24 protein-coding genes are annotated in these 24,858 nt (G+C 52.1%); 6 read left to right on the forward strand and 18 right to left on the reverse strand.

What is annotated here, in order from left to right:
- Positions 1–30 precede the first annotated feature (30 nt).
- Complete coding sequence (gene msrB / locus M977_RS10235; protein ID WP_245163502.1) at positions 31–684, reverse strand: peptide-methionine (R)-S-oxide reductase MsrB; 654 nt, start codon at positions 682–684, stop codon at positions 31–33.
- Positions 685–715: 31 nt separating this feature from the next.
- A complete protein-coding gene (gene ggt / locus M977_RS10240) occupies positions 716–2,482 on the reverse strand; it encodes a gamma-glutamyltransferase (RefSeq protein ID WP_064514619.1) in 1,767 nt (588 codons plus the stop codon).
- A 252-nt stretch (positions 2,483–2,734) separates the two neighbouring features.
- On the opposite strand from ggt, the gene M977_RS10245 reads away from it, so the two are divergent.
- Positions 2,735–3,187, forward strand: coding sequence for a DUF2756 family protein (locus M977_RS10245; protein ID WP_064514621.1), 453 nt, complete (start codon positions 2,735–2,737; stop codon positions 3,185–3,187).
- Here the strand turns inward: M977_RS10245 and ugpQ are convergent.
- From ugpQ to livK, 10 genes are all read right to left on the reverse strand, one after another.
- The gene (gene ugpQ, locus M977_RS10250) at positions 3,174–3,917 is read right to left on the reverse strand and encodes a glycerophosphodiester phosphodiesterase (RefSeq protein WP_064514624.1); all 744 of its coding nucleotides are present in this window, start codon (positions 3,915–3,917) and stop codon (positions 3,174–3,176) included. The genes M977_RS10245 and ugpQ overlap by 14 nt on opposite strands.
- On the reverse strand, positions 3,914–4,984 hold the full coding sequence (locus M977_RS10255; protein ID WP_064514626.1) for a sn-glycerol-3-phosphate import ATP-binding protein UgpC: 1,071 nt from the start codon (positions 4,982–4,984) through the stop codon (positions 3,914–3,916). The genes ugpQ and M977_RS10255 overlap by 4 nt, the downstream gene beginning before the upstream one ends.
- Positions 4,985–4,987: 3 nt before the next feature.
- Positions 4,988–5,833, reverse strand: a complete 846-nt coding sequence (ugpE, locus tag M977_RS10260; protein WP_064514629.1) for a sn-glycerol-3-phosphate ABC transporter permease UgpE — start codon at positions 5,831–5,833, stop codon at positions 4,988–4,990.
- Complete coding sequence (gene ugpA, locus M977_RS10265) at positions 5,830–6,717, reverse strand: sn-glycerol-3-phosphate ABC transporter permease UgpA (protein WP_064514631.1); 888 nt, start codon at positions 6,715–6,717, stop codon at positions 5,830–5,832. Before ugpA ends, ugpE begins: the two co-directional genes overlap by 4 nt.
- A gap of 106 nt (positions 6,718–6,823) precedes the next feature.
- Positions 6,824–8,143 (reverse strand): sn-glycerol-3-phosphate ABC transporter substrate-binding protein UgpB, encoded by a 1,320-nt coding sequence (ugpB, locus tag M977_RS10270; RefSeq protein WP_064514633.1) that lies wholly within the window; start codon positions 8,141–8,143, stop codon positions 6,824–6,826.
- Positions 8,144–8,345: 202 nt separating this feature from the next.
- The gene (livF, locus tag M977_RS10275) at positions 8,346–9,059 is read right to left on the reverse strand and encodes a high-affinity branched-chain amino acid ABC transporter ATP-binding protein LivF (RefSeq protein ID WP_034499522.1); all 714 of its coding nucleotides are present in this window, start codon (positions 9,057–9,059) and stop codon (positions 8,346–8,348) included.
- Position 9,060: 1 nt separating this feature from the next.
- Positions 9,061–9,828: a high-affinity branched-chain amino acid ABC transporter ATP-binding protein LivG gene (livG, locus tag M977_RS10280; RefSeq protein ID WP_034460506.1), complete on the reverse strand. Its 768-nt coding sequence runs from the start codon at positions 9,826–9,828 to the stop codon at positions 9,061–9,063.
- On the reverse strand, positions 9,825–11,111 hold the full coding sequence (locus M977_RS10285; protein ID WP_064514635.1) for a high-affinity branched-chain amino acid ABC transporter permease LivM: 1,287 nt from the start codon (positions 11,109–11,111) through the stop codon (positions 9,825–9,827). The genes livG and M977_RS10285 overlap by 4 nt, the downstream gene beginning before the upstream one ends.
- Positions 11,108–12,034: a high-affinity branched-chain amino acid ABC transporter permease LivH gene (gene livH, locus M977_RS10290; RefSeq protein ID WP_064514637.1), complete on the reverse strand. Its 927-nt coding sequence runs from the start codon at positions 12,032–12,034 to the stop codon at positions 11,108–11,110. Before livH ends, M977_RS10285 begins: the two co-directional genes overlap by 4 nt.
- A gap of 71 nt (positions 12,035–12,105) precedes the next feature.
- Positions 12,106–13,218, reverse strand: a complete 1,113-nt coding sequence (livK, locus tag M977_RS10295; RefSeq protein WP_064514639.1) for a high-affinity branched-chain amino acid ABC transporter substrate-binding protein LivK — start codon at positions 13,216–13,218, stop codon at positions 12,106–12,108.
- Positions 13,219–13,634: 416 nt separating this feature from the next.
- On the opposite strand from livK, the gene panM reads away from it, so the two are divergent.
- Positions 13,635–14,015 (forward strand): aspartate 1-decarboxylase autocleavage activator PanM, encoded by a 381-nt coding sequence (gene panM, locus M977_RS10300; RefSeq protein ID WP_064514641.1) that lies wholly within the window; start codon positions 13,635–13,637, stop codon positions 14,013–14,015.
- Between the two features lie 281 nt (positions 14,016–14,296).
- On the opposite strand, the gene M977_RS10305 is transcribed toward panM, so the two are convergent.
- The 5 genes from M977_RS10305 to ftsY all read right to left on the reverse strand — a co-directional run bounded on the left by M977_RS10305 (position 14,297) and on the right by ftsY (position 20,134).
- Positions 14,297–15,400, reverse strand: coding sequence for a branched-chain amino acid ABC transporter substrate-binding protein (locus M977_RS10305; protein WP_157092065.1), 1,104 nt, complete (start codon positions 15,398–15,400; stop codon positions 14,297–14,299).
- Between the two features lie 221 nt (positions 15,401–15,621).
- A complete protein-coding gene (gene rpoH, locus M977_RS10310; protein WP_034499532.1) occupies positions 15,622–16,476 on the reverse strand; it encodes an RNA polymerase sigma factor RpoH in 855 nt (284 codons plus the stop codon).
- A 256-nt stretch (positions 16,477–16,732) separates the two neighbouring features.
- A complete protein-coding gene (gene ftsX, locus M977_RS10315; protein ID WP_064514922.1) occupies positions 16,733–17,788 on the reverse strand; it encodes a permease-like cell division protein FtsX in 1,056 nt (351 codons plus the stop codon).
- Positions 17,781–18,449, reverse strand: a complete 669-nt coding sequence (gene ftsE / locus M977_RS10320) for a cell division ATP-binding protein FtsE (RefSeq protein ID WP_034460521.1) — start codon at positions 18,447–18,449, stop codon at positions 17,781–17,783. The genes ftsX and ftsE overlap by 8 nt, the downstream gene beginning before the upstream one ends.
- A gap of 2 nt (positions 18,450–18,451) precedes the next feature.
- Positions 18,452–20,134, reverse strand: coding sequence for a signal recognition particle-docking protein FtsY (ftsY, locus tag M977_RS10325; RefSeq protein WP_064514643.1), 1,683 nt, complete (start codon positions 20,132–20,134; stop codon positions 18,452–18,454).
- 160 nt (positions 20,135–20,294) lie between these two features.
- On the opposite strand from ftsY, the gene rsmD reads away from it, so the two are divergent.
- Together rsmD and M977_RS10335 are read left to right on the forward strand one after the other, a co-directional pair.
- A complete protein-coding gene (gene rsmD, locus M977_RS10330) occupies positions 20,295–20,888 on the forward strand; it encodes a 16S rRNA (guanine(966)-N(2))-methyltransferase (RefSeq protein ID WP_064514645.1) in 594 nt (197 codons plus the stop codon).
- A complete protein-coding gene (locus M977_RS10335; protein WP_064514647.1) occupies positions 20,882–21,151 on the forward strand; it encodes a DUF1145 family protein in 270 nt (89 codons plus the stop codon). The genes rsmD and M977_RS10335 overlap by 7 nt, the downstream gene beginning before the upstream one ends.
- 138 nt (positions 21,152–21,289) lie before the next feature.
- On the opposite strand, the gene M977_RS10340 is transcribed toward M977_RS10335, so the two are convergent.
- A complete protein-coding gene (locus tag M977_RS10340; RefSeq protein WP_064514649.1) occupies positions 21,290–21,646 on the reverse strand; it encodes a DUF2500 domain-containing protein in 357 nt (118 codons plus the stop codon).
- Positions 21,647–21,910: 264 nt separating this feature from the next.
- On the opposite strand from M977_RS10340, the gene M977_RS10345 reads away from it, so the two are divergent.
- The gene (locus M977_RS10345; protein WP_064514650.1) at positions 21,911–22,537 is read left to right on the forward strand and encodes a lysoplasmalogenase; all 627 of its coding nucleotides are present in this window, start codon (positions 21,911–21,913) and stop codon (positions 22,535–22,537) included.
- A gap of 106 nt (positions 22,538–22,643) precedes the next feature.
- Positions 22,644–24,851: a Zn(II)/Cd(II)/Pb(II) translocating P-type ATPase ZntA gene (zntA, locus tag M977_RS10350; RefSeq protein ID WP_064514652.1), complete on the forward strand. Its 2,208-nt coding sequence runs from the start codon at positions 22,644–22,646 to the stop codon at positions 24,849–24,851.
- Positions 24,852–24,858: the final 7 nt, after the last annotated feature.

Consider the following 24,858-nt stretch of genomic DNA (forward strand, 5'->3'; position numbering starts at 1 on the left):
GGTGAGACTCACTTACAGGTTATGCCTGACTTAAACCGCTTTTGGAGTAAATATCATCGCCAACCCATTCATGCAGTAGCGCAAGCCCGTGGGTTTTGGGCCATCATCAAATACATGCCCGAGATGCCCACCGCAGCGGCGGCAGTGCACTTCGTCGCGCACCATACCCAACGAAATATCCCGGCTGGTGAGTGCTGCATTGGGTAAAGGCTGCCAGAAACTCGGCCAACCTGTATGGCTGTCGAATTTAGTCTCTGAAGAAAAAAGGGGAAGCTTGCATCCGGCGCAGGAAAATTCACCCTTGCGGTGCTCATCATTCAATGGGCTGGTATAGGGCCGCTCGGTGCCCGCTTCGCGCAAAATATAAAATTGCGCGTCACTTAAGCGTTGATGCCACTGGGCATCTGTTAGCGTGAATTCAAATTTTTCAGCCAATGCCTGCGCAACAGCTTTGCGGGAAAACAGCGATGGTAACAACCCCATCAACGCCACGCCTGAAACCACACTACTTCCCAGCAGGAAATTACGTCGGTTGATCATCATTACCTCAACTTTTCCAGTATCTGATGTCACCAAACTACAAAAGAACAAGTCTCCGAATCCTCCCGAAAGATTAAACTTTTTGAGACAACTGGACTTATCAGCGCCGAGATGAGTAATGAAAGGAATAGTCTGCGAAAACACCACTCCCCAGCGGGAGGAGTGGTGTTATTGATTAATAACCAGCGGCGAGATCATCAACCGAACGCGGGTCAGATGCGCCATATAGCGAGCCATCTGGCCCAACCATAATACTTTGCGTACTGCCCATCGCCTCTTTCACCTGGACGTTCTGCCCTTTATCTTTCAGCAGCTTAAGTGTATCCGGGCTAAAGCCTTTTTCGACTCTTAACTCATCAGGCAACCATTGATGATGGAAACGTGGTGCATTAGTTGCTTCAGCGACGTTCATTCCATAATCGATGGTATTCATCACCATTTGCAGCACAGTAGTGATGATTCGGCTACCACCCGGGCTACCTGTAACCAGCCAGGTTTTGCCATCTTTCACCACAATAGTTGGCGACATCGACGACAGCGGGCGTTTATGCGGCCCAACGGCATTAGCATCGCCACCGACCAGCCCATAAACGTTCGGCACGCCCGGTTTAGCCGAGAAGTCATCCATTTGGTTATTCATCAGAATGCCGGTGTTGCCTGCAACAATGCCGGTGCCAAATACAGTATTGAGCGTATAGGTCACTGCAACGGCGTTGCCATCTTTATCCACCACGGAGAAATGAGTGGTCTGGTTACTTTCATACGGCGCGAGTTTACCGGGTTTGATTTCACTCGACGGGCGCGCTTTGTTGATGTCTATCTGTTCCGCCAGTGATTTGGCATAGGCTTTGTTAGTTAGCGCCTGCCACGGCACTTTCACAAAGTCAGGGTCACCGAGGTATTCCGAGCGATCCGCATAAGCATATTTTTCAGCTTCAGCGGTAAGCTGCATCGCATTGGCACTGCCGAAACCATATTTACCGAGATCAAAGTTTTCCAGAATATTAAGGATTTCAACGATGTGAATGCCGCCAGATGACGGGGGAGGCATAGAGAAAATCTGGTAGCCACGGTAGTCACCGCTGATTGGCGCACGTTCGACAGCCTTGTAATTCGCCAGATCGGCCTTGCTAATTAACCCCCCATTTTTTGCCATTTCATCGGCAATCTGGTCGGCAATGGCCCCTTTATAGAAGGCATCAGGGCCATTTTCGGCAATCATCTCCAGGCTTTTGGCGAGGTTCGACTGCACCAGTTTGTCGCCCTTTTGCAGCGGTTCCCCATCAGCTTTCCAGAAAATAGCTTTGCTGTTTGGGTGATTAGGGAGCACTTCTGCGCCATATACTTTCAGGTCTTCCGCCAGTGCATCATTCACTGTGAAACCATCTTGCGCCAGTTTGATGGCGGGCTGGATAACTTTGTTGAGCGGCAAAGTACCGTACTTTTCCAGGGCCATTGAGAAGCCTGCCACTGTGCCTGGTGTGCCTGAAGCAAGATGAGAAGTAAGGGATTTTTTGCTGTCAGCATTGCCCTGCGCATCGAGGAACATATCGCGCGTGGCTTTTTCTGGCGCCATTTCACGGAAATCAATGGCGGTGGTTTTGCCATCTTTGGTTCGCAGCATCATAAAGCCGCCGCCACCAATATTACCCGCCTGCGGGTGTGTTACCGCTAGCGCAAAGCCCACGGCAACGGCGGCATCTACCGCGTTGCCACCCTGTTTAAGGATATCGACACCCACTTGTGTTGCGAGTGAATCTTGCGAGGCCACCATGCCATTTTCAGCACGTACCGGGTGATATACGTCCGCTTCCACACCGTAGGAAACAGGAGCTGCAACCGGAGGGGGCGCAGCACTAACGCAGAGGCACAGTCCTATCATCAGCGCGGGAACGGTCATCCAGCGCAGAATTTCTAAACGAATCTTTTTCCACTGCTTCATCGTTGTTTTCTCCATATATTTATAAAACCCTATGGATTTCATGGTGCAGGAAGGCGGCAAGCGAACGAATCCCGATGAGCTTAGTGGACTAAGTGATTCGGGTGAGTGAACGTAGCCAACGCATCTGTAACGTGAAAGACGACGGGTTTTAGAGTCAATCGCCCATAAAGCCTGGTCCATAATTCCTAAATAATCTTCGCAACTACGGAAAACGATTAAACTTAGTAGATCCCCCAAATGGAGGAAGTGAAGATGAAAAAAATACTCATGCTGGCGGCTGTGCTGCCATTGACCTGTTTGGCACAGCCGATTAATACCCTGAATAATCCAAACCAACCGGATTACCAGATCCCAAGTCAGCAACGCATGCAGCAGCAGATGCAAACGCAGCAGATACAGCAAAAAGGGATGTTGAATCAGCAGTTACAAACGCAGACGCGTATGCAACAACAGCATTTGGAAGGGCAGATAAACAATAATTCCCAGCAGGACGTCTTTAAGGTGAAAAAAACGCTGCCGAATGAGATGGAAGTAGGAACGCAGCAGGTGTTGCCAAATAACAACGGCGGGATGTTGAGTGGAAGTAGCAGTACAAGCAGTCAGGATCACATGCTGCAACCGAAAAGCAATGGCAGCATGCTTAACCAAAGTAATCACTCAGCGCCATTACAGCCGAGTATTCCGCTGAAAACTATTGGGCCGTAAAATCAGCGCCAATCTGGTCAATACGGTCGGTACAAATGGTATCAACTCCCCAGCGCAGCAGCGTTGCTGCTCGTTGGGGAGCATTCACCGTATAAACCAGAATATGCAGTCCCGCCGCTTTAAGCTCATTCACACGAGACTCATCAAGCAATTGATGGTTCAAGTGAATGGAAACGCAGCCAAGTCGGGTGGTCAGTTCCCGCCAGTCATCACGCCATTCATCGAGTAACAACCCGCGTGGGAGTTCAGGCACGGCATTTTGCGCCGCCTCCAACGCTTCGATAGAAAACGAAGACAGCAACGGTGCGGTTTGCCCCTGCCATAATTCAATGGCTGCCAGAGCGATAACTTGCCCGGTTTGCGTATCGGTGCCGGTCGACGGCTTGATTTCGATGTTTGCCATCATGCCGTGCTGTTTACAGCGTGCGGCAACCTGCGAAAGCAGAGGCAATGGCTCGCCTTTAAACTCACCGCTAAACCAGCTTCCGGCATCAACATTCAGCAGCTTATCCCACGGCAAATCGCCCGCAATTCCCCAGCCATTACTGGTGCGCTCAAGCGTGTCGTCGTGCAGCAGGAAGATTTGCCCGTCTTGTGAAAGTTTGGCATCAAACTCAATCATGGTATGACCGTAGCGCGCACCAACATCAATGGCTGCCAGCGTGTTTTCCGGTGCCAGTTTTCCGCCGCCACGATGGGCCGCGACTTTTGGGTATGGCCAGTTACTCATAAACGTTGTCCATTTTCTTTATCAAAGAAATGTAGATTATTTTCAGGCAGATGCAGCCAAAGCGTGCTGCCAGGTTGCGGGCGCTCCTGGTGCGACAGGCGCACCACCATTTTTTGCTCGCCCCAACGCCCGTGCACTAAATTATCCGCGCCGAGCATCTCCAGCGTGTCCACTATAAAGGGGATTCCACCTGCGGTTTGTGAGCTTAGCGCAATATGTTCCGGGCGGATACCCAGGGTTACAGCCCGTCCTCGTTGCAGGTTTGCCGCATTTCCCAGTGGTAACGCCATGCCGCCTGCCAGCTCAAAGCGTGAGCCATCAGCACTGATATTCCCTTCCAGCAAGTTCATGGCCGGTGAGCCGATAAAACTCGCCACAAAGCGGCTTGCCGGGCGTTCGTAGACTTCAACTGGCGTGCCGATTTGCTCGGCGACGCCCTTGTTCATCACCATCACACGCTGCGCCAGTGTCATCGCTTCAACCTGGTCGTGTGTGACGTACAAACTGGTCGTCTTCAGGCGGCGGTGTAGCTGTTGTAATTCCAGGCGCATCTGCACACGCAGCTTGGCATCAAGGTTTGAGAGTGGTTCATCAAACAGGAAAACAGCCGGATCCCGCACAATCGCGCGCCCCATTGCCACACGCTGGCGTTGGCCACCGGAAAGCTCACGCGGGCGGCGTTTAAGTAAACCATCGAGCTCCAGAATTCGGGCCGCTTCCACCACTTTCTGCTGGATGTGTGCTTTGCCCATGCCACGGATTTTCAGCCCCCAGGCCATGTTTTCTTCCACACTCATATGTGGATACAGCGCGTAGTTCTGGAACACCATCGCGATGCCGCGTTCTTTCGGCTCCATTTCGGTGACGCGCTGGCGATCAATCCAGATATCACCACTGGTAACACGCTCAAGGCCGGCGACCATACGCAGCAATGTTGATTTGCCGCAGCCCGACGGGCCAACCATCACGATAAATTCGCCGTCTGCCACATCCAGCGTTAACGGTTGAATCACTTGGGTTTTGTTATCCCAGCTTTTGCTTACTGCCTGTAGTTTTAATCCTGCCATGGGTTACTTCTCACTATCAACAAGGCCACGCACAAACGCGCGTTGCATGGCTAAAACAATAATTACCGGCGGAATCAGCGTCAGCAGCATCGCCGCCATCACCTGGTTCCACTGTGTAGAGCCTTCGCCAGACGACATCATCCCTTTAATACCCGCGACAGCCGTACCGAGGTTAACGTCGCTGATAATCAGCAACGGCCACAGATACTGGTTCCAGCCGTAGATAAAGGTGATGACGAACAGCGCTGCGAGGTTGGTTTTTGAGAGCGGCAGCACGATGTCGCGGAAGAAACGCATCGGCGATGCACCGTCGATACGCGCCGCTTCCATAAGCTCGTCAGGCAGCGTCATAAAGAACTGGCGGAACAAGAAGGTTGCGGTCGCTGATGCCATTAACGGCAGCGTCAGGCCGGTGTAGCTATCGAGCATTTTGAGATTGGCGATCACTTCCACCGTCGGGAAAATACGCACTTCAACCGGCAGCATCAGAGTGATAAAAATCATCCAGAAGAACAGGTTACGCAGCGGAAAGCGGAACCAGACAATGGCGAAAGCGGAGAGCATGGAAACCGTGATTTTGCCGATGGTAATCACCATCGCCATGACAAAACTGTTCAGCAGCATCAGGCCAAATGGCGCACTGTTGGCACCCACGCCGTGCGTCCAGATATAGCCCATGTTTTCCAGCAGATGCGTGCCCGGAATCAGCGTCATTGGCGTCTGAAAAACGGCTTCGTTATCCAGCGTTGCCGCCACAAATGCGACGTACAGCGGGAACAGAATCACGATGATGCCAAGAATCAGCATGGTGTGGCTGAAAATCGTCAGCCCACGGCGGTTCTCAATCATTGGTAGCGTACCTTACGTTCCACAAAGCGAAACTGAACTACGGTCAGGATGATCACCAGCAGCATTAACACCACTGATTGCGCTGCCGACGCGGAGAGATCGAGTCCGGCAAAACCTTCGCGATAAATTTTGTAGATAAGCGTGGTGGTCGCCTGCACTGGCCCACCGCCTGTTGCGGCGTCGATAACCGGAAAGGTGTCGAAAAAGGCATAAACCAGGTTTACCACCAGCAGGAAGAAACTGACCGGGGCAATCAACGGCAGCGACAACTTGAAGAAGCGGCGCACCGGGCCTGCTCCGTCAATGGAAGCGGCTTCGACCAGGGATCGAGGAATCGACTGCAGGGCGGCAAAGAAGAACAAGAAGTTGTAGCTGATTTGCTTCCAGACCGAAGCAAACACCACGAGGAACATCGCCTGGCCACTGTTTTGCGCGTGGTTCCAGTGGTAACCAAACTGCTCAAGAACGTGGGTTAGCAGGCCGCGCCCAGGGTTAAACAAGAAGATCCACAATACGGCGGCAATCGCCGGGGCCACCGCATACGGCAGCAGCATGAGCGTTTGGTAAATACGACTGCCACGAATCACGTAATCCGTCAGGGCGGCGAAAAACAGTGATACCAGCAGGCCGCTACCCGCCACTAATCCACTGAAAATTAAGGTGGTGTAGAAAGAGTCGAGATAGTAGCTGTCGTGGAAAAGCTGTTTGAAGTTATCCAGCCCGACAAAAGTACTCGAAAGCCCAAACGGATCGACATTCTGGAGTGAATACCACAGCGCTTCGCCCGCAGGCCAGATGAAAAAGATAATGGTGATAACCAGTTGCGGCAGGACAAGGGCATACGGAAGCCAGCTGGAACGAAACACCGGACGAGATGATGACATAGTGTTGCTCTTATAGAGATTAATGGTGGATGTCGCATGCGCTAATCCACCCTACAACGGCTTTCGTGGGTCGGATAAGCGAAGCGCCATCCGACACCAACAAAACTTAAGACTTCGTCGACTGCTCGAAACGGCGCAGCAGCTGATTTCCACGTTCAACCGCGCTATCTAACGCCTGTTGAGGGGTTTTCTTACCGGTCCATACCGATTCCAGTTCTTCATCTACGATGGTACGAATCTGTGGCATGTTGCCCAGACGCAGACCTTTGGTGAATGGCAATGGCGGCTTGTTCATCATCTGGCGCGTAGCGATATCAGCACCTGGATTTTTCTCGTAGAAGCCTTGTTCGCGCGTCAGGTCATACGCAGCTTTGGTAATTGGCAGATAACCTGTTTTCTGGTGCCACTCAGCGGCGATTTCTGGCTGAGCAAGGAACTGCATAAACTCGGCAACGCCTTTGTATGTTGCGGCGTCTTTACCCTGCATAACCCACAGACTTGCCCCACCGATAATGGCGTTTTGTGGTGCGTTCGGAATGGTTGAGTCGTAAGGCATCATGCCCACGCCGTAGTTGAATTTGGCGTAATGGCGGATATCAGCAAGCGAACCGGAAGAGGCGGTTGTGATGGCGCAATCACCGTTGTAGAACTTCTCGGTGGACTCATCTTTACGGCCAAAGTAGCTAAAATCACCTTTCTTATTCAGCTCTTCCAGCAGAGCGATGTGTTTCACCTGCTCTGGTTTATTGAATTCCAGCACGGCGTCAGTACCATCAAAACCGTTGTTTTTGGTCGCAACCGGCAAGCCGTTCCACGCGCTGAAGTTTTCAATTTGAATCCAGCCCTGCCAGCCGCTGGCATAACCACATTTCATGCCTGCCGCTTTAAGTTTTGCGGTGTATTCAGCCAGGTCCTGCCAGGTTTTTGGCGGCTGGTCCGGGTTGAGGCCAGCTTTCTTAAAGGCATCTTTGTTGTAATACAGCACTGGCGTGGAGCTGTTGAAAGGCTGGGAAAGCAGATGCCCGGTTTTCGCGTCGGTGTAGTAACCGGAAACCGTCGGCACAAATTGGGATTCGTCGAACTTAATGCCCGCATCGTTAAACACTTCATACACAGGCTTGATAGCTTTCGAGGCCATCATGGTCGCCGTGCCTACTTCGTAAACCTGCAAAATAGCTGGCGCATTACCCGAGCGGAAAGCCGCAATCCCTGCCGCCAGGTTTTGTTCGTAGTTACCTTTATAAACCGGAACAATTTTGTAGTCTGGATGCGTCTGGTTAAAGCGTTGAGCCAGTGAATCAACTTCTTTGCCCAGTTCGCCTTCCATTGAATGCCAGAACGGAATGGAGGTGGCGGCGATAGCGCTGCTGCTAAATACGCATCCTAGCGCAAGGCAAATTGCGGTGTGTCGTAACGATGCAGTCATGTCTTATCTCTCGAATTATTTTGAGTTGAATAAGTTGCGCGAAAATACGCGTTTTTGTTCGCATCAAAACATGACATGCGCGAATGACAGAAAAATAACCGTGAGGTGACAGGATCGTTACGATGAAGTGAAGGAATTATGACTGGAGGCAAAATGTCATAAAAAAAGGAGCCAAAAGGCTCCTTAGGTTTGAAGCGATAAACTAGCCGCCGAGGTAGGCGCTACGTACCGCTTCGTTAGCCAGAAGCGCATCACCGGTGTCTTCCAGCACCACGTGGCCGTTTTCCAGCACGTAGCCGCGATCAGCGAGTTTCAACGCCTGGTTGGCGTTCTGCTCGACCAGGAAGATGGTCATGCCTTCGCTGCGCAGTTGTTCGATAGTGTCGAAAATCTGCTGGATGATAATTGGCGCAAGACCGAGCGATGGTTCATCTAACAGCAACAGACGCGGCTGGCTCATCAATGCACGGCCAATCGCCAGCATTTGCTGCTCACCACCGGACATAGTGCCCGCACGCTGAATACGGCGCTCCAGCAGGCGCGGGAACAGTTCGTAAACGCGTTGGATGCGTTCATGATACTGGTCGCGTTCCGCAAAGAAGCCGCCCATCGCCAGGTTTTCCTCTACAGTCATGCGAGAAAACACGCGGCGGCCTTCAGGCACGATCGCCACGGCTTCACGCATGATGCGCGCGGTATGCCAGTCGGTAATGTCTTTACCATCAAAAGTAATTTTGCCGCTGGAAGCGCGCGGATCACCACACAATGTGCCGAGCAGCGTTGTTTTTCCCGCGCCGTTCGCGCCAATCAGGGTAACAATTTCGCCCTGTTTAATATGCAGACTGACCTCATGAAGCGCCTGGATTTTTCCGTAGTGGGCGCTCACATGGTCAAATGACAACATGATATTTTCCATATTAAGCCTCACCCAAATATGCACGGATTACGTCAGGGTTATTACGGATTTGCTCCGGCGTGCCATTCGCAAGCGGCGTCCCCTGGTTTACCACGTAAATCCTGTCAGAAATGCCCATCACCAGTTTCATATCGTGCTCGATTAACAGCACGGTGGTGTTGTGATGGTTGCGTAACTCCATGATTAATTCATCGAGCTCATGCGTTTCTTTCGGGTTAAGGCCAGCCGCTGGTTCATCAAGCATCAGAATTTCTGGCTGAGTCACCATGCAACGTGCAATCTCAAGGCGGCGTTGATCGCCATACGCCAGGTTGCTCGCCTGGCGGTTAGCCTGCTCAAGTAGGCCAATACGATCAAGCCAAGTTGCAGCGCGGTCCAGCGCTTCGCTTTGTGAGCGGCGAAAAGCAGGCGTTTTCAAAAGACCTGAGAACACACCCGTTTTCAGCTGCATATGCTGAGCAACCAGCAAGTTTTCAATCACGGTCATTTCACGGAACAGACGAACGTGTTGGAAAGTACGCACCACGCCCATTCGTGCAATTTGTTGACCCGGCAGCCCTTCAAGGTGCTGATCACGCAACAGAATCGTACCGCCTGATGGCTTGTAGAAGCCGGTCAGGCAGTTAAACACCGTGGTTTTACCGGCACCGTTAGGGCCGATTAACGAAACAATTTCTTGTGGATGCAGTTCCAGAGAAACATTGTTTACGGCGAGCAGGCCGCCAAAACGCATCATCAAGCCGTTTACGGATAACAATGGCTGACTCATGCCTGCTCTCCTTTCACTTGTTCCACTTGCTCTTTTTTAAGCTTCAATTGCGGACGCGACATTGGCAGCAAGCCTTGTGGACGCCAAATCATCATCAGCACCATCAAGCCACCAAGTACCAACATGCTGTATTCGTTCAGATCACGCATCAATTCACGCGACACCACCAGCAGCACGGCGGCGAGGATAACGGCAAATTGCGAGCCCATACCACCCAGTACGACAATCGCCAGCACGAATGCGGATTCGGCAAAGGTGAACGATTCCGGGCTAACAAAGCCCTGACGTGCAGCAAACAGCGTACCGGCAAAGCCTGCAAACGCGGCGCTGATGGTAAACGCGGTCAGTTTGATGCGCGTTGGGTTCAGGCCAAGCGAACGGCAAGCGATTTCATCTTCACGCAACGCTTCCCACGCGCGGCCCAGCGGCATACGCAGCAGTCGGTTAATCACAAACAGCGACAGCACAACCAGCAACAGCGCAACGAGGTACAGGAAGATAATCCTGTCGCCGGGGTTGTATGCGACGTTAAAGAAGTTGCTGAAAGTGTCCCAACCGCCTTCACGCGTACTGCGGCTGAATTCCAGACCGAACAACGTAGGTTTTGGGATCTGGCTGATACCGTTCGGGCCACCGGTAATTTCGGTGTTGTTGAGCAGCAAAATACGGACGATTTCACCAAAGCCGAGCGTCACAATCGCAAGGTAGTCGCCCCGTAAACGCAACACCGGGAAGCCGAGCAGGAAACCTGCCGCCGCAGACACCAGGCCGGCGATTGGCAAGCATGTCCAGAACCCTAAACCGTAGTAGTGGTTGAGCAGCGCAAAGGTATAAGCGCCGATGGCATAAAAACCGCCGTAGCCCAGAACCAGTAAGCCAGACAAACCGACAACCACGTTCAGGCCAAGACCGAGAATGATATAAATCATGGTCAGCGTGGCGATATCCACCGTACCGCGTGACACCACAAACGGCCACGCAACAGCGAGCACCAACAGTGCCGCCAGGAACAGTTTTTGTTTCGGCGTAGAACCGTCTAACGCAGGCAGCACAAACTTCGGCCCGGAGACTTTTTTCATACCTTTCTGGAATGCAGGGCGCAGTAACTGGAAGACGAAGACAATCGCCGTACCAATCAACACCCATTCCCAGCGCACCGTTTCAGCGCTGTGGACTACAAGCTTAGTGCCATCAAGACTTAGCTGAACGCCCATAAAGACGCCCGCCAGCACGAAAAATATGGCCGCCGAAAGCAGCGCCAAAACAACATGCATCGGTTTCATACTTTTTCTACCTCCGGGCGACCCAGGATACCGGTAGGCATAACCAGCAGAACCACGATGAGCAGCGCAAAGGAGACAACATCTTTATATTCAGTGCTCAGATACGCGGAGGTCAGCGCTTCTGCAACACCTAAAATCAGGCCACCAATCATCGCACCAGGAATACTGCCGATACCGCCAAGAACCGCTGCGGTGAAGGCTTTCATCCCGGCCATAAAACCGATGTATGGGTTGATAACGCCGTAGAATTGGCCCAGTAGAACACCCGCTACCGCAGCCATGGCTGCGCCAATCACGAAGGTCAGGGAGATAACGCGGTCGGTGTTAATTCCGAGCAGGCTCGCCATTTTCAAATCTTCTGCGCACGCACGGCACGCACGACCCATGCGGGAGTAGCGAATAAACAGCGTCAGCGCCAGCATCGCAAGGAATGTCACCACCCAAATCACCAACTGCATGGTGGTAATGGTTGCGGTAAAGTTGTCGCTAGCACCGACGACCCACTGGCCGTTAAACAGGCTTGGCAGCGCAATATCACGTGAACCTTCAGTCAGGCTGACGTAGTTTTGCAAGAAGATGGACATCCCGATAGCAGAGATCAGTGCAATCAGACGCTTAGAATTACGCACAGGCTTATAAGCAACACGTTCGATGCTCCAGCCGTAGGCACTGGCGATGACAATAGCACCAATGAAACCTGCACCCACCAGCATCCAGCCCACATCAATGCCCATCATCATCAGCGCTGCGATGATCATAAACGAGACGTAGCTGCCGATCATATACACCTCGCCGTGGGCGAAGTTGATCATGCCGATAATGCCGTAAACCATGGTGTAACCGATAGCAATCAGCGCGTAAGTACTGCCCAGCGTGACGCCGTTAAACATCTGTTGCAGGAAGTAGAGGAACTGCTCGGACATACAATAACCTTATTTATACCCTCTCCGGCGCATAGCCGCCGGAGAAGTGGGATGACCCAGAATTGCCGCTACTATTTCGTCGCTACAGAAGACGAACCGTCGGCATGCCACTGGAAGACACCAAAATCAAATCCCTTCAGATCGCCTTTCTCATCCCAGTTCAGCGGCCCAATCACGGTTTTCGCACCGTTTGCTTTCAAATCTTTGATTAAATCAGCAGGTTCTGCACTACCCGTGCGCTCAAGCGAGGTCGCCAGAGACTGCACGGCTGCGTAAGTGATCCAGACATACGGGCCGCTCGGATCTTTCTTCTCAGCTTTCAACTCGTCTACGATAGCTTTGTTCGCCGGGTCCTGGTCATAGCGTTTTGGCATGGTCACTAACATACCTTCACCTGCTGCACCCGCGATGTTAGACAGTGACGCGTTACCCACGCCTTCTGGCCCCATAAACTGGGTTTTCAGGCCAACAGCACGTGCCTGGCGCAGAATCTGCCCCATTTCCGGGTAGTAGCCACCGTAATAAACGAAGTCGATGTTTTCTTTTTGCAGACGCGCAACCAGCGTGGAAAAGTCTTTATCGCCCGCAGTGATACCGTCGAAGAAGACGATGTTCGCGCCGCCTTTTTTCAAGCCGTCTTGTACAGAGCGTGCCAGGCCTTCACCATATTGCTGTTTGTCATGAATGACCGCGATGCGCTTCGGTTTCACAGTGTCGAGAATGTATTTAGACGCCGTTGGGCCCTGGGAAGAATCCAGGCCAGCGGTACGCATAATCATTTTGTAACCACGGGCAGTCAGCTCTGGGTTCGTTGCACCCGGAGTGATCATCAGGATGCCTTCGTCTTCGTAGATATCAGACGCAGGCTGAGTGGAAGAGGAGCAAAGGTGGCCAATGACATAACGCACACCGTCGTTAACGATTTTGTTGGCAACGGCTACCGCTTGTTTCGGATCACAAGCATCGTCGTATTCAACCGCAACCAGTTTGTCGCCTTTGATGCCGCCTTTAGCGTTGATGTCTTTAATTGCCTGGCGCGCGCCGTTGAATTCCATATCGCCCCACTGCGCAACCGGGCCAGACATTGCACCAACAACCGCAACTTTGATGTCTGCTGCGGTTGCCGCGTGAGACACCGCCAGCGCAATAACTCCAGCGAGTAATGTCTTCGCGTTCATTTTCATAGATCCAATTCCTGTTCGTGATTATGTGGTTTTATAGTGACCAAAAAACGCACTGTGTGTTTTTTAGCCTTTAACCATTTTTATGAGCGCCTTTAAGGGCTTAGCGCCAAAATTTACAATTTTTAAAGCTAAACTCTCTATTTTTCAGGCTATTAAGCAAAGATATTATTCTGTATTTGCTCATAGTTAAACAAAAAAAAGCAGCTTTTTCAGCATAAAATAGCGATACAAAGAGCGGAATAAATCACTAGGTTTTAGGGTTTTATACTGACCATATTTCAATCTACCGCTTATCGAACTGGCATACGTTTGCCGTAAAAATTAATCGTCTGGTATATGACAGATAAAAGATAAAGCGTCTGGCGCAAATAAATTGGTTACACTCGGGGTTTTCCCGCTTTTTGGTTAGCTCGCTTATGAAACTCACCATCATTCGTCTGTTTGAGTGTAGTGCTCAGGATGAGATTGATCTTGCTAAGATCTGGCCGGAATACTCCAGCGCTTCGCTTGCTTTGACTGATACTCACAGAATTTACGCTGCAAAATTTAATGACCGACTGCTCGGCGCGGTGCGGGTTACGCTCGCGGGCAATGAAGCCGCGCTGGATTCGCTGCGGGTACGTGAAATCACCCGTCGCCGTGGCGTTGGGCAGTATCTGGTCGAAGAAGTAATTCGTGATAATCCTGACATCACCGGTTGGTGGATGAGCGACGCGGGAGTAGAAGACCGCGATGTGATGAATGCGTTTATGGAAGCGGTAGGGTTTACTGCTGAGAATAGCGGTTGGGGAAAGTGATATAGAAGCGTCGGATGACGCTTCGCTTATCCGACCTACAAAAATGGGGGGATATAACTGTAATTGTTATCACTCCCCTATTTATCGAAGCATTTCGCGTTGCAGGAAGGCGGCAAGTTGTGAAATCCCCGGGAGCTTACTCCAGTAAGTGACCGGGGTTAACAAATCTCTCAGGAACAGATTTGAACGCTGCTTGCAGCGGCCCTACAAGGGCGAGGCCCAAGGATGGGCCGAGTAACAACGCAGCCAACGCATCTGCGGCGCGAAAGGTGCCCGATAAATTATTTGGCGTCGGTAGCAGTACCGTTCGCATGCCAGGTAAACACACCAAACTCGAACCCTTTCAGGTCACCCTTCTGATCCCAGCTCAACGGACCCATTACAGTATCAACCGTTGCGCCTTTCAGGTACGTCGCGATTTCAGCCGGATCTTCTGACTTGTTCAGGCCTGCAGCCAGAGATTGCAGTGCTGCGTATGTGGTCCATACGAACGCACCACTTGGATCTTGTTTCTTCGCTTTAATCGCATCTACAACCGGTTTGTTCGCCGGAACCTGGTCGTAGTTCTTCGGCTTAGTCACTAACAAGCCTTCGGCTGATTCACCCGCGATGTTAGACAGCGAAACGTTCGCCACACCTTCTGGACCCATGAACTGAGTTTTCAGGCCTGCTGCACGAGACTGACGCAGGATCTGGCCCATTTCCGGGTGGTAGCCACCGTAGTAAACGAAGTCGATGTTCTCTTTCTTCAGGCGTGCCACCAGCGTTGAGAAGTCTTTCTCGCCTGCGGTGATACCGTCAAAGAACACCACGTTAGCGCCGCCTTTTTTCAGGTTGTCCTGAACCGAGCGCGCCAGGCCTTCGCCATACTGCTGCTTGTCATGAATTACCGCGATATTTTTCGGTTTTACATGCTCAAGGATGTATTTTGCCGCCGTTGGGCCCTGATCGGAGTCCAGGCCGGTGGTGCGCATTGTCAATTTGTAACCACGCGCGGTCAGCTCAGGCGCTGTTGCCGCTGGTGTAATCATCAGAATACCTTCGTCTTCGTAGATGTCAGACGCAGGCTGAGTGGAAGAAGAACACAGGTGACCGATAACATATTTGATGCCGTCGTTAACCACTTTGTTGGCGACCGCTACCGCTTGTTTCGGGTCACAAGCATCGTCGTATTTAGTGATAACCAGTTTGTCGCCTTTGATGCCGCCTTTGGCATTAATGTCAGCAACCGCTTGTTCTGCACCGGTAAACTCCTGGTCGCCATACTGTGCAACCGGGCCAGACATCGCCCCAACTACCGCTACTTTGATGTCCTTAGCAAATGCCGCGTTGCTCATCGCAAGCGCAATACAACCCGCCAATAACGCTTTGCCCTTCATTTTCATCCTGAGATCCCCATTCTTATTCTGATTGATATTTGTTGTGTTGTTTTGGCACGATTTTATTTTTCATTTACGAATACCGCGTGTGCCTTCGCCGCACTCAGAGTTAAAAACATACCCGAATTTGCGGCTTTTGGAATAACAATTTTTTCACAAGTTGAATGGGAAAGTGACGGGCATAAAAAAACCGCCCCGGAAGGCGGTTTTTTATCTGACGAAATAACTTACGCTTCGATAGCCATGCGCAGTTTTTTCATCGCGTTCTTTTCAAGCTGACGCACACGCTCAGCGGAAACGCCGTAGCGGTCGGCCAGTTCTTGCAGCGTGCTTTTGTTGTCTTCGTCGAGCCAACGGGCACGGATAATATCCTGGCTGCGTTCATCCAGTCCCAGCATAGCGTCGCTGAGTTTATCAGCCGCGTGCGATTCCCAGTTGTCGTCTTCAATGCCATCGGCAAAGTTAGAAGACTTATCCTGCAAGAACAGCACAGGAGCCATTGGCGCGCTGTCTGAATCGTCGTCGTTGCCCATGTCAAACGTCATGTCCTGCGCCGCCATTCGAGATTCCATTTCACGGACATCTTTGCTGGAAACCCCCAGCTCGTTGGCGACCATTTCCACTTCGTCCTGGTTGAACCAACCCAGACGTTGTTTAGTTTTACGCAGGTTAAAGAACAACTTACGTTGCGCTTTAGTGGTTGCCACTTTCACAATACGCCAGTTACGCAGAACGTATTCGTGAATTTCAGCTTTGATCCAGTGCACGGCGAACGACACCAGACGGACACCCACTTCCGGGTTAAAGCGGCGCACAGCCTTCATCAGGCCGATGTTGCCTTCCTGAATCAAGTCAGCCTGCGGCAAGCCATAGCCCGAGTAATTACGAGCGATATGAACAACAAAGCGCAGGTGAGACAGGATCAGCCTTTTCGCTGCTTCCAGATCGCCCTGGTAATGCAGCTTTTCAGCCAGCTCCTTCTCTTCCTCAGCCGTTAACATCGGCCAGGAATTAGCGGCCCGGATATAAGATTCCAGGTTACCAACAGGGGCTAAAGCTAAATTTTGCATTTCTTTGGTCATTCAAACCCTCTCTTAAGACTAACGTACAGGTTGCTACACCATGCTGCACCTGACCACACGTCAAGCGCCAAACCGTACCATCCACAGTAAACTCAGACAGTGATGTTATCCACAAGTTCACTGTAAAGCTGTGCATATATTACACACAAAATGTGACAGAGCTATGAAACTGGGCAGGAGAAACACATACCGAGGTGGGAGCGTGTCCCCTGCTGACGGGTAATTCGTAGCAGGGAACAAGTATATCAAAAAATTTTTACTCTGGGGTAAAACGACGTAAATGTTGTACCGTTGCGATCCATGCCGCCAACCATCCACTCATGGACGCAACCAGCAGTAACAGCAGGCATTCATCGAAGCCTAAACCGGTAAGATCGAACTTAGTTCCAAACACTTGCGCCACTTCTGTCACCGCAGAAGATAACCGCCACACCAGAACTTCGGTCAGGATCAGCGATAAAAATGCCCCGCTGAAACCTAACAACGCACCGCCATATAAAAACGGACGCAGGATGAATCCATCCGTCGCACCAATCAGTTTCTGCACGTTGATGGAGTCGCGGCGGGCAAAAATGCTCAGGCGCACACTGTTACCGATGACCAGGAACACTGCGGCAACCATCAGCACACCAATCATCGCAGCTACGCGGCCCACAAGGCCTGTCAGCGACGCCAGCCGTGCAAACCAGCTGTCATCCATGCGCACTTCGTCTACACCGTTAATACGGGCGACGCGGTCACGCAAAGTGTTCAGGTGGTCGGTGGTCTGGAAATCGAGTTTCGGGTTAACCACGGCAACCGCAGGCAGCGGGTTTTCTTCCAGCATATCCAGCGCGCCACCAAAGCCCGACCAGTTGCGGAACTCACCCAGCGCTTCGTCACGGGAAAGATAGTTAACTTTATCGACGCCCTCTTCTGCCTGAATCGCGCCAACCACTTGCTGCGCGGCATTGTCATCCAGCGCTTTATCGAGGTAAACCGTGATTTGTGGGGAAGGATAATACTGTGTGGCGGCTTGATTCACGTTCTTGTAAACCATGTAGCACACGCTAGGCAGCGTCAGGGAGATGGCGATAACCATCACCGTCAGGAAAGTAGCTAATGGCTTGCTGCGCAGGTCTTGTAAAGCGCCCTGCCAGGCGTAACGGAACTGTTCGTTCACGCCACCTTTTAGAGATTTGCTTTTCGACTGAGGCCCTTTGCCACGTTTTTTCACCGAGCGACCTAAATCCCCTAGCTTATTCAGCGAGTTGATTTTATCCAGCTTGTTGCTGAAGCGCTTTATGTGATTGAGCGCGCTGCGTTTATTCACCTGCCAGGCCTCCATGCAAATGACCGTCACTTAACGTCAACATGCGATAATTACGGCGGGATATCAGCCCCATGTCGTGCGTCGCCATCAAAACGGTTACACCCACCCGGTTGAACTCTTCGAACAGACGCAAAATCCCTTCCGAGAGTGCGTCATCGAGGTTACCGGTTGGTTCATCCGCCAATAAAACGGCGGGCTTGTTCACCACAGCGCGGGCAATCCCCACACGCTGCTGTTCACCACCAGAGAGTTGGATCGGGAAATTCTTCGCTTTATCTAGCAGGCCGACTTTATCCAGTGCCGCACTAACGCGACGGCGAATATCTTCGCCACTGGCACCCGCGATGATCAGCGGGATTGCCACGTTGTCATAAACGGTTCTGTCCATCAACAGATGGTGATCCTGGAAGATCATTCCAATCTGGCGACGCAGGAACGGCACTTCGCGGCTCTTGAGGCGGCTAATATCATGGCCGCCAAAAGCAATTTTCCCGGCGCTTGGCCGCTCAATACCGCAGATAAGCTTGAGCAGGGTACTTTTCCCCGCGCCTGAGTGGCCGGTCAGGAAAGCCATCTCGCCAGGTTGCATATGGAAGGTCACTCCCTGCAACGCTTGTCTCCCACCGAGATAGGCCTTACTAACGTGTTCAAAGCGAATCATTGTTAATCCTCTCGGGCAAAAAGTGCCTCAATAAAATCGCCCGCATTAAACGGACGCAAGTCCTCAATACGCTCGCCGACGCCAATATAGCGAATCGGAATACCAAACTGATCGGCAACGGAGAAAATCACGCCGCCTTTGGCTGTACCATCGAGTTTGGTTAGCGTAATGCCTGTCAATCCAACGGCTTCATGGAACAATTTAGCCTGGCTAATCGCATTCTGCCCGGTGCTGGCATCGAGGGTGAGCATAACCTCATGCGGTGCATCCCCGTCCAGTTTTTTCATCACGCGAACAATTTTCTTCAGCTCTTCCATCAGGTGCGATTTGTTCTGCAAACGCCCAGCGGTATCCGCCAGAAGGACGTCGACATTACGTGCTTTCGCGGCCTGAATGGCATCGAAAATCACTGAGGCGGAATCAGCCCCTGTGTGCTGAGCAATAACAGGAATATTGTTACGATCGCCCCACACCTGCAGTTGTTCCACGGCAGCGGCGCGGAAGGTATCACCCGCGGCCAGCATCACCGACTTGCCTTCCTGCTGGAACTGACGAGCCAGTTTACCGATAGTGGTGGTTTTACCCACGCCGTTAACGCCAACCATGAGGATAACGAATGGCGTTTTGCCTTCAACTTTCAGCGGCTCATCAACTTTCGCGAGTATTTCGCCCATCTCTTCTTTCAGCAGACCGTACAACGCTTCTGCGTCACGCAACTCTTTACGGCTCGCGCCTTCTGTCAGATTTGTGATGATTTTGCGCGTGGTTTCAACACCAACGTCAGCGATTAGCAGCTGCTCTTCGAGTTCTTCAAACAGATCATCGTCGATTTTCTTGCCGCGGAACAGACTGATAAATCCGGAACCGAGGTTCTGTTTGGTTTTAATCAGGCTGCGTTTAAGGCGAGCAAAGAAACCTTCTTTGGTTGGTCGCTCTTGTTCGTGCTGGACCTCTTCGGCTTGAGTCTCCTCAGGCTCCAGTTCCTCCGCAGCTTCTTCAACGATAGCGGCGGCAACTGAAACGTCTTCAACGACGTCTTCTACCGGAGCTTCTTCAACAACAACTTCTTCAACCGCAATATCTTCAACTACGATAGCTTCAACCGGAGCGACTGCAACCTCTTCAGGTTCAACAAGTTCTTCAGTCTCGACAACCGGTTCGGCTTCAACGACCGCTTCGACAACAGTTTCAGATACGACAGGTTCTTGCTCAGGCCGCCACTCTTCTAATGATTCAACCTGCGCCGCTTCTGGCGTGACTATCTCTTCAGGAACCAGCAACTCTTCGTGTTCGACCGCAGCTTGCGCGGTAACTTCTGGTTCTGGTTCTGGTTCTGGAATAATTTCCGCTTCAACCGCAGCCACTTCGCTTTCGACGAGTTTTTCAGTGACTTCTACGATCTCTTCAGCGAAGGCTTCAGGTTCTTCATGCTTTTCAAGCACAACAGGTTCAGCTTCAGGTAAAACTTCTGGCTGAATCTCAGTTTGCGCTTCTGGCTTAATCTCTTCTGGCTGTGCAGTTTCGTCAGCGGCTTGCGGTTGTTCAGCTTCAATAATTTGCTCAACAACTTCTTCGGCAACCGGTTGTTCTTCTGCTACTTTTTGTTCTGGTTCTTGTTCAGAAGCCTGCTCTTTCTGGCCAAAGCCTAACCATGAAAAAAAGCCACGTTTTTTCTCTTTCGCCATTTGCGAACACACCCCTCGCTGTTAATTCATGGCACAGGCCCGATTGAGCATGCCACGGGCACTGAAAATAATTATCTAATGAATGCCTTAGTCTATCACTTTCCCCGCCTTACACACACCGTTACACTAGACGGCAAGAAATTGCATCGCAGTGAGTCTCATGAAAAAACCGCAATCTACTGGCACCGGCCAGATCCGTATTATTGGTGGCCAATGGCGCGGCCGCAAACTGCCCGTTCCAGACAGCCCTGGCCTGCGTCCTACCACGGACAGAGTGCGTGAAACGCTGTTTAACTGGCTGGCACCCACCATGGTCGATGCCACTGTGCTGGACTGTTTTGCAGGAAGCGGTGCGTTGGGACTTGAAGCCTTGTCGCGTTACGCGAGCCGTGCCACATTGCTGGAGATGGATCGCAATGTTTCACAGCAGTTGCAAAAAAATCTCGCCACGCTGAAAGCGACCAACGGAAAAGTCGTGAACACCAACACGCTTAATTTTCTGGCGCAGCCCGGTGAACCGCACAGCATCGTTTTTGTTGACCCACCATTCCGCAAAGGCTTGCTGGAAGAGACATTAGCCTTACTGGAAAGTAATGGCTGGCTGGCTAACGAAGCGCTGATTTACGTTGAAAGCGAAGTGGAAAACGGAACGCCAGCGGTGCCTGGAAGCTGGTCATTGCATCGTGAAAAAGTCGCGGGACAGGTCGCATATCGTTTGTATAGCCGTGAAATTCAAGGAGCAGAGTCATGCTGATTAACATAGGCCGATTGCTGATGCTCGGCGTCTGGGCATTTTTGTTACTAAATATTGTCCATCCCTTCCCACGCCCGCTGAATATCTTCATTAACGTCGCGCTGATCTTCACCATGTTGATGCATGGTATGCAGTTAGCGTTGCTGAAATCGACTCAGCCAAAAGGCAGCCCACCGTTGAGCCGCGCTCAGCAGATTAAGATTTTCATTTTTGGGGTGTTTGAACTGCTGGTCTGGCAGAAGAAGCTCCGCCAGGGCAAATAATCATAATGCGGTGCCACCAGGCGTAATTGTTGCAGCCAGTTTGGACACGGACAGCGCGGAGGAACCGGAGCGTACACGCAGTACGTGAGGATTCCGAGCACTGCCCTGGTCAAAAATGGCAAATAAAATAGCCTGTTATTAGTCGGGGATGAAGCCCACAAAGCGCGTTCCCTTGTACTGCAAAGTCCCTGCGTCCCCCACGCTCATCGAGTGATACTGCTCTGCCGTCACGCGCATTTTTAGTTCCATTCCGCCACTTTGTGGGCGAAACCAAACCTCATAACGCATTGTATCTTCGACAGGTGTGACCTGGCGCTGTCGTGTACGACGATCGGTGGTTGGCGATTCACGTTTTGTCGCCACCAATACGCTTCTTTCCATCACCGGCGCCGCATCATTTTCAGCATTCTGACGGCGCTGCTGCACAAAGCGAAAAGACGCCGCCACGACGATAACCGCAACAACAGCAATGAAGAAAAGTGGCATTTTACTCATAGATTTATCTCGATTTGTCAGGCACTTTTAAGAATACCCTGCACGCAGTGGCGTTGTCATCTGACGATGTTAACCACTAGACTGACAGGTAGCATCGTGCTTTTTGTGCGATACATTTAAATTCAATGTCCTTTAGCATTCGAGTTGCAGGTAGGCGGCAAGGGAGCTAATCCCCAGGAGCTTACTTGAGTAAGTGACTGGGGTTAGTGAGCGCAGCCAACACCCCTGCAACTTGAAGGATGAAGGGCAGAAAAGGGACATGCTATGCTTTGGTCATTCATCGCCGTATTCTTCTCCGGTTGGCTGTACGTTGATGCCTCCTACCGTGGGCCAACCTGGCAACGCTGGGTCTTCAAACCTGTCACCCTTTTGCTTTTATTACTGCTGGCCTGGCAAGCACCGATGTTCAACGCAACTGGCTATTTGATCCTCGCGGGGCTTGCGGCAACGCTGCTCGGTGACGCTCTCACCCTGCTTCCAACCCAGCGCATGTTGTATGCCATCGGGGCGTTTTTCCTGTCGCACCTGTTGTATACCCTCTATTTTGCCAGCCAAATGACGTTCAGTTTCTTCTGGCCTTTGCCGCTGGTTCTGCTGGTTATTGGCGCGCTACTGACCGCCGTCATCTGGACACGCCTCGAAACCTTCCGTTGGCCGATTCTGACGTTTATCGGCATGACGCTGGTGATGGTGTGGCTGGCCGGTGAGCTCTATTTCTTCCTGCCAACACGCCCGAGTTTCTCAGGCTTTATTGGCGCAACGCTGCTGCTGTTGGGCAACATAGTCTGGCTGGGCAGCCATTACCGCCGCCGCTTCACAGGTGACAGCGCCATCGCTGCGGCATGCTATTTTGCCGGGCACTTTATGATTGTCCGCGCTCTGTATATTTGACCTTGCGGGCGGTATTTACCGCCCCTAAAATTTCCCTCTTGACTCTGGAGTCAACTCCAGAGAGTAACATGCGTAATGAGAACATTATCATTACCCAGGAGGGCGCATGCTCAACTCCCCAAAAACACCACAATTTGCGAAGGCAAAGCTCAGCCCGTTGCCGATAAAAACGGACGCATGCCATGGTAATGATTGCTGTAGCAACGCCACTGTAGCCCCGGAAACAGAAATGCTGCCTGATACCGGCGAACGTTATAGCTGGTTGGTCGATGGCATGGACTGCGCCGCCTGCGCCCGCAAAGTTGAAAACGCCGTCAAACAAATTGCCGATGTGCAGCGCGTCCAGGTGTTGTTCAGCACGGAAAAACTTCTGGTCACCGCGCAGCGCGATGTTCGAGACGACGTTGAAAAAGCCGTGAAAGCCGCAGGTTACAACCTGAGAAACAGTGCCGCCCCCGCCCCGAAAACATCCGCCTGGCATGAAAATTTACCGCTCATCTTACTGATAGTTATGATGGCGCTGAGCTGGGGTCTTGAGCAGTTTAACCACCCGTTCGGCAACATAGCGTTCATCGCCACCACACTGGTTGGCCTGTGGCCGATCGCACGCCAGGCAGTGCGCCTGATGCGCACCGGTAACTGGTTTGCCATCGAAACGTTGATGAGTGTTGCCGCTATTGGCGCACTGTTTATCGGGGCGACCGCAGAAGCCGCGATGGTATTACTGCTGTTCTTAATTGGTGAACGCCTGGAATCTTACGCCGCCAGCCGCGCGCGCCGTGGTGTGAGCGCACTGATGGCGCTGAAACCAGAAGTCGCGACTCGTATTCGTAATGGTGAACGTGAAAGCATCGCGCTCGCTGATTTACGTCCGGGAGATGTTATCGAAGTCGCTGCCGGTGGGCGTTTGCCTGCTGATGGCCGCTTGCTAATGCCTTTTGCCAGTTTCGATGAAAGCGCATTAACCGGCGAGTCCATTCCGGTTGAACGCCAGCAAGATGAAAAAGTCCCGGCAGGAAGCACCAGCGTCGACAGACTTGTTCAGCTCGAAGTCATTTCCGAACCAGGCGATAGCGCAATCGACCGCATCCTGCGTTTAATTGAAGAAGCGGATGAACGTCGCGCACCGATAGAGCGCTTTATTGACCGTTTCAGCCGGATTTACACCCCAATTATTATGGCGATTGCGCTGCTCGCGGCGGTTATTCCTCCGCTGCTGTTCGGGCAAAGCTGGGGCGAGTGGATCTACAAAGGTCTGGCGCTATTACTGATTGGTTGCCCGTGTGCGCTGGTGATTTCTACCCCTGCGGCGATCACCTCAGGGCTTGCGGCGGCCGCTCGCCGTGGCGCGTTAATTAAAGGTGGTGCGGCACTCGAACGCCTTGGCAAAATTCAGCATATCGCTTTCGATAAAACCGGGACGCTGACCGCAGGCAAACCGCAAGTCACCACCATTGCAGTGAATGGCGAGATCGGTGAAAACGACCTGCTGGCGCTGGCTGCAGCAGTGGAACTTGGCTCGTCACACCCGCTTGCCCTGGCGATAGTGCGTGAGGCGCAAAACTGTCATCTGGCATTGCCCGACACCAGTGCGCACCGGGCGCTGGCAGGTATTGGTGTGGAAGCCGAGATTAATGGCGAAACGTTGTTATTAAGCGCGCCGGGTAAGCTCGCGAATACCGTGCTGGATGCGGCCTGGCAGCAGCGAATCACTCAGCTTGAAGCCGAAGGCCAGACGGTGGTTGCCCTGTTACAAGAAGGCAAGTTACTTGGCGTTCTGGCATTACGCGATACCTTACGCAGCGATGCAAAAATGGCAGTTGCTGCACTGCACAAGCTTGGTGTTCAGAGCGTGATGCTAACGGGTGATAACCCACGTGCAGCAGCCGCCATCGCGCAGGAATTAGGCATGGATTATCGCGCAAGCCTGTTGCCTGCCGACAAAGTCAGCGCGGTGAATGAACTCAATGCCCGTGCACCGCTGGCGATGGTTGGCGACGGCATCAACGACGCTCCCGCCATGAAAGCCGCAACTATCGGCATTGCCATGGGAAGCGGCACCGATGTGGCACTCGAAACTGCAGACGCAGCTCTCACACACAACCGCCTGACGGAGCTGGCGGGCATGATAAGTCTGGCCCGCGCAACGCATAATAATATTCGTCAAAATATCACTATCGCATTGGGCCTGAAGGGGATTTTCCTGGTGACCACGCTGCTGGGACTCACCGGCCTGTGGCTTGCCGTGTTAGCTGATTCGGGTGCGACCGCTCTGGTGACCGCGAATGCTCTGCGGTTGCTGCGGAAAAAATAAATTATAA

It is taken from the genome of Buttiauxella gaviniae ATCC 51604 (assembly GCF_001654835.1).
GTDB lineage: Bacteria > Pseudomonadota > Gammaproteobacteria > Enterobacterales > Enterobacteriaceae > Buttiauxella > Buttiauxella gaviniae.

Excerpts from the sequence above, each read along its gene's own strand:
- M977_RS10345 (WP_064514650.1), top strand. The coding sequence starts at position 21,911 with ATGCTTTGGTCATTCATCGCCGTATTCTTCTCCGGTTGGCTGTACGTT.
- zntA (WP_064514652.1), top strand. The coding sequence starts at position 22,644 with ATGCTCAACTCCCCAAAAACACCACAATTTGCGAAGGCAAAGCTCAGC.
- livH (WP_064514637.1), bottom strand. The coding sequence starts at position 12,034 with ATGTCCGAGCAGTTCCTCTACTTCCTGCAACAGATGTTTAACGGCGTC.
- ugpA (WP_064514631.1), bottom strand. The coding sequence starts at position 6,717 with ATGTCATCATCTCGTCCGGTGTTTCGTTCCAGCTGGCTTCCGTATGCC.
- ftsY (WP_064514643.1), bottom strand. The coding sequence starts at position 20,134 with ATGGCGAAAGAGAAAAAACGTGGCTTTTTTTCATGGTTAGGCTTTGGC.
- ftsE (WP_034460521.1), bottom strand. The coding sequence starts at position 18,449 with ATGATTCGCTTTGAACACGTTAGTAAGGCCTATCTCGGTGGGAGACAA.
- M977_RS10255 (WP_064514626.1), bottom strand. The coding sequence starts at position 4,984 with ATGGCAGGATTAAAACTACAGGCAGTAAGCAAAAGCTGGGATAACAAA.
- livG (WP_034460506.1), bottom strand. The coding sequence starts at position 9,828 with ATGAGTCAGCCATTGTTATCCGTAAACGGCTTGATGATGCGTTTTGGC.
- M977_RS10285 (WP_064514635.1), bottom strand. The coding sequence starts at position 11,111 with ATGAAACCGATGCATGTTGTTTTGGCGCTGCTTTCGGCGGCCATATTT.
- M977_RS10335 (WP_064514647.1), top strand. The coding sequence starts at position 20,882 with ATGCTGATTAACATAGGCCGATTGCTGATGCTCGGCGTCTGGGCATTT.
- M977_RS10245 (WP_064514621.1), top strand. The coding sequence starts at position 2,735 with ATGAAAAAAATACTCATGCTGGCGGCTGTGCTGCCATTGACCTGTTTG.
- livF (WP_034499522.1), bottom strand. The coding sequence starts at position 9,059 with ATGGAAAATATCATGTTGTCATTTGACCATGTGAGCGCCCACTACGGA.
- M977_RS10340 (WP_064514649.1), bottom strand. The coding sequence starts at position 21,646 with ATGAGTAAAATGCCACTTTTCTTCATTGCTGTTGTTGCGGTTATCGTC.
- rpoH (WP_034499532.1), bottom strand. The coding sequence starts at position 16,476 with ATGACCAAAGAAATGCAAAATTTAGCTTTAGCCCCTGTTGGTAACCTG.
- rsmD (WP_064514645.1), top strand. The coding sequence starts at position 20,295 with ATGAAAAAACCGCAATCTACTGGCACCGGCCAGATCCGTATTATTGGT.
- panM (WP_064514641.1), top strand. The coding sequence starts at position 13,635 with ATGAAACTCACCATCATTCGTCTGTTTGAGTGTAGTGCTCAGGATGAG.
- ugpE (WP_064514629.1), bottom strand. The coding sequence starts at position 5,833 with ATGATTGAGAACCGCCGTGGGCTGACGATTTTCAGCCACACCATGCTG.
- ggt (WP_064514619.1), bottom strand. The coding sequence starts at position 2,482 with ATGAAGCAGTGGAAAAAGATTCGTTTAGAAATTCTGCGCTGGATGACC.
- ugpQ (WP_064514624.1), bottom strand. The coding sequence starts at position 3,917 with ATGAGTAACTGGCCATACCCAAAAGTCGCGGCCCATCGTGGCGGCGGA.
- M977_RS10305 (WP_157092065.1), bottom strand. The coding sequence starts at position 15,400 with ATGAAAATGAAGGGCAAAGCGTTATTGGCGGGTTGTATTGCGCTTGCG.
- ugpB (WP_064514633.1), bottom strand. The coding sequence starts at position 8,143 with ATGACTGCATCGTTACGACACACCGCAATTTGCCTTGCGCTAGGATGC.
- livK (WP_064514639.1), bottom strand. The coding sequence starts at position 13,218 with ATGAAAATGAACGCGAAGACATTACTCGCTGGAGTTATTGCGCTGGCG.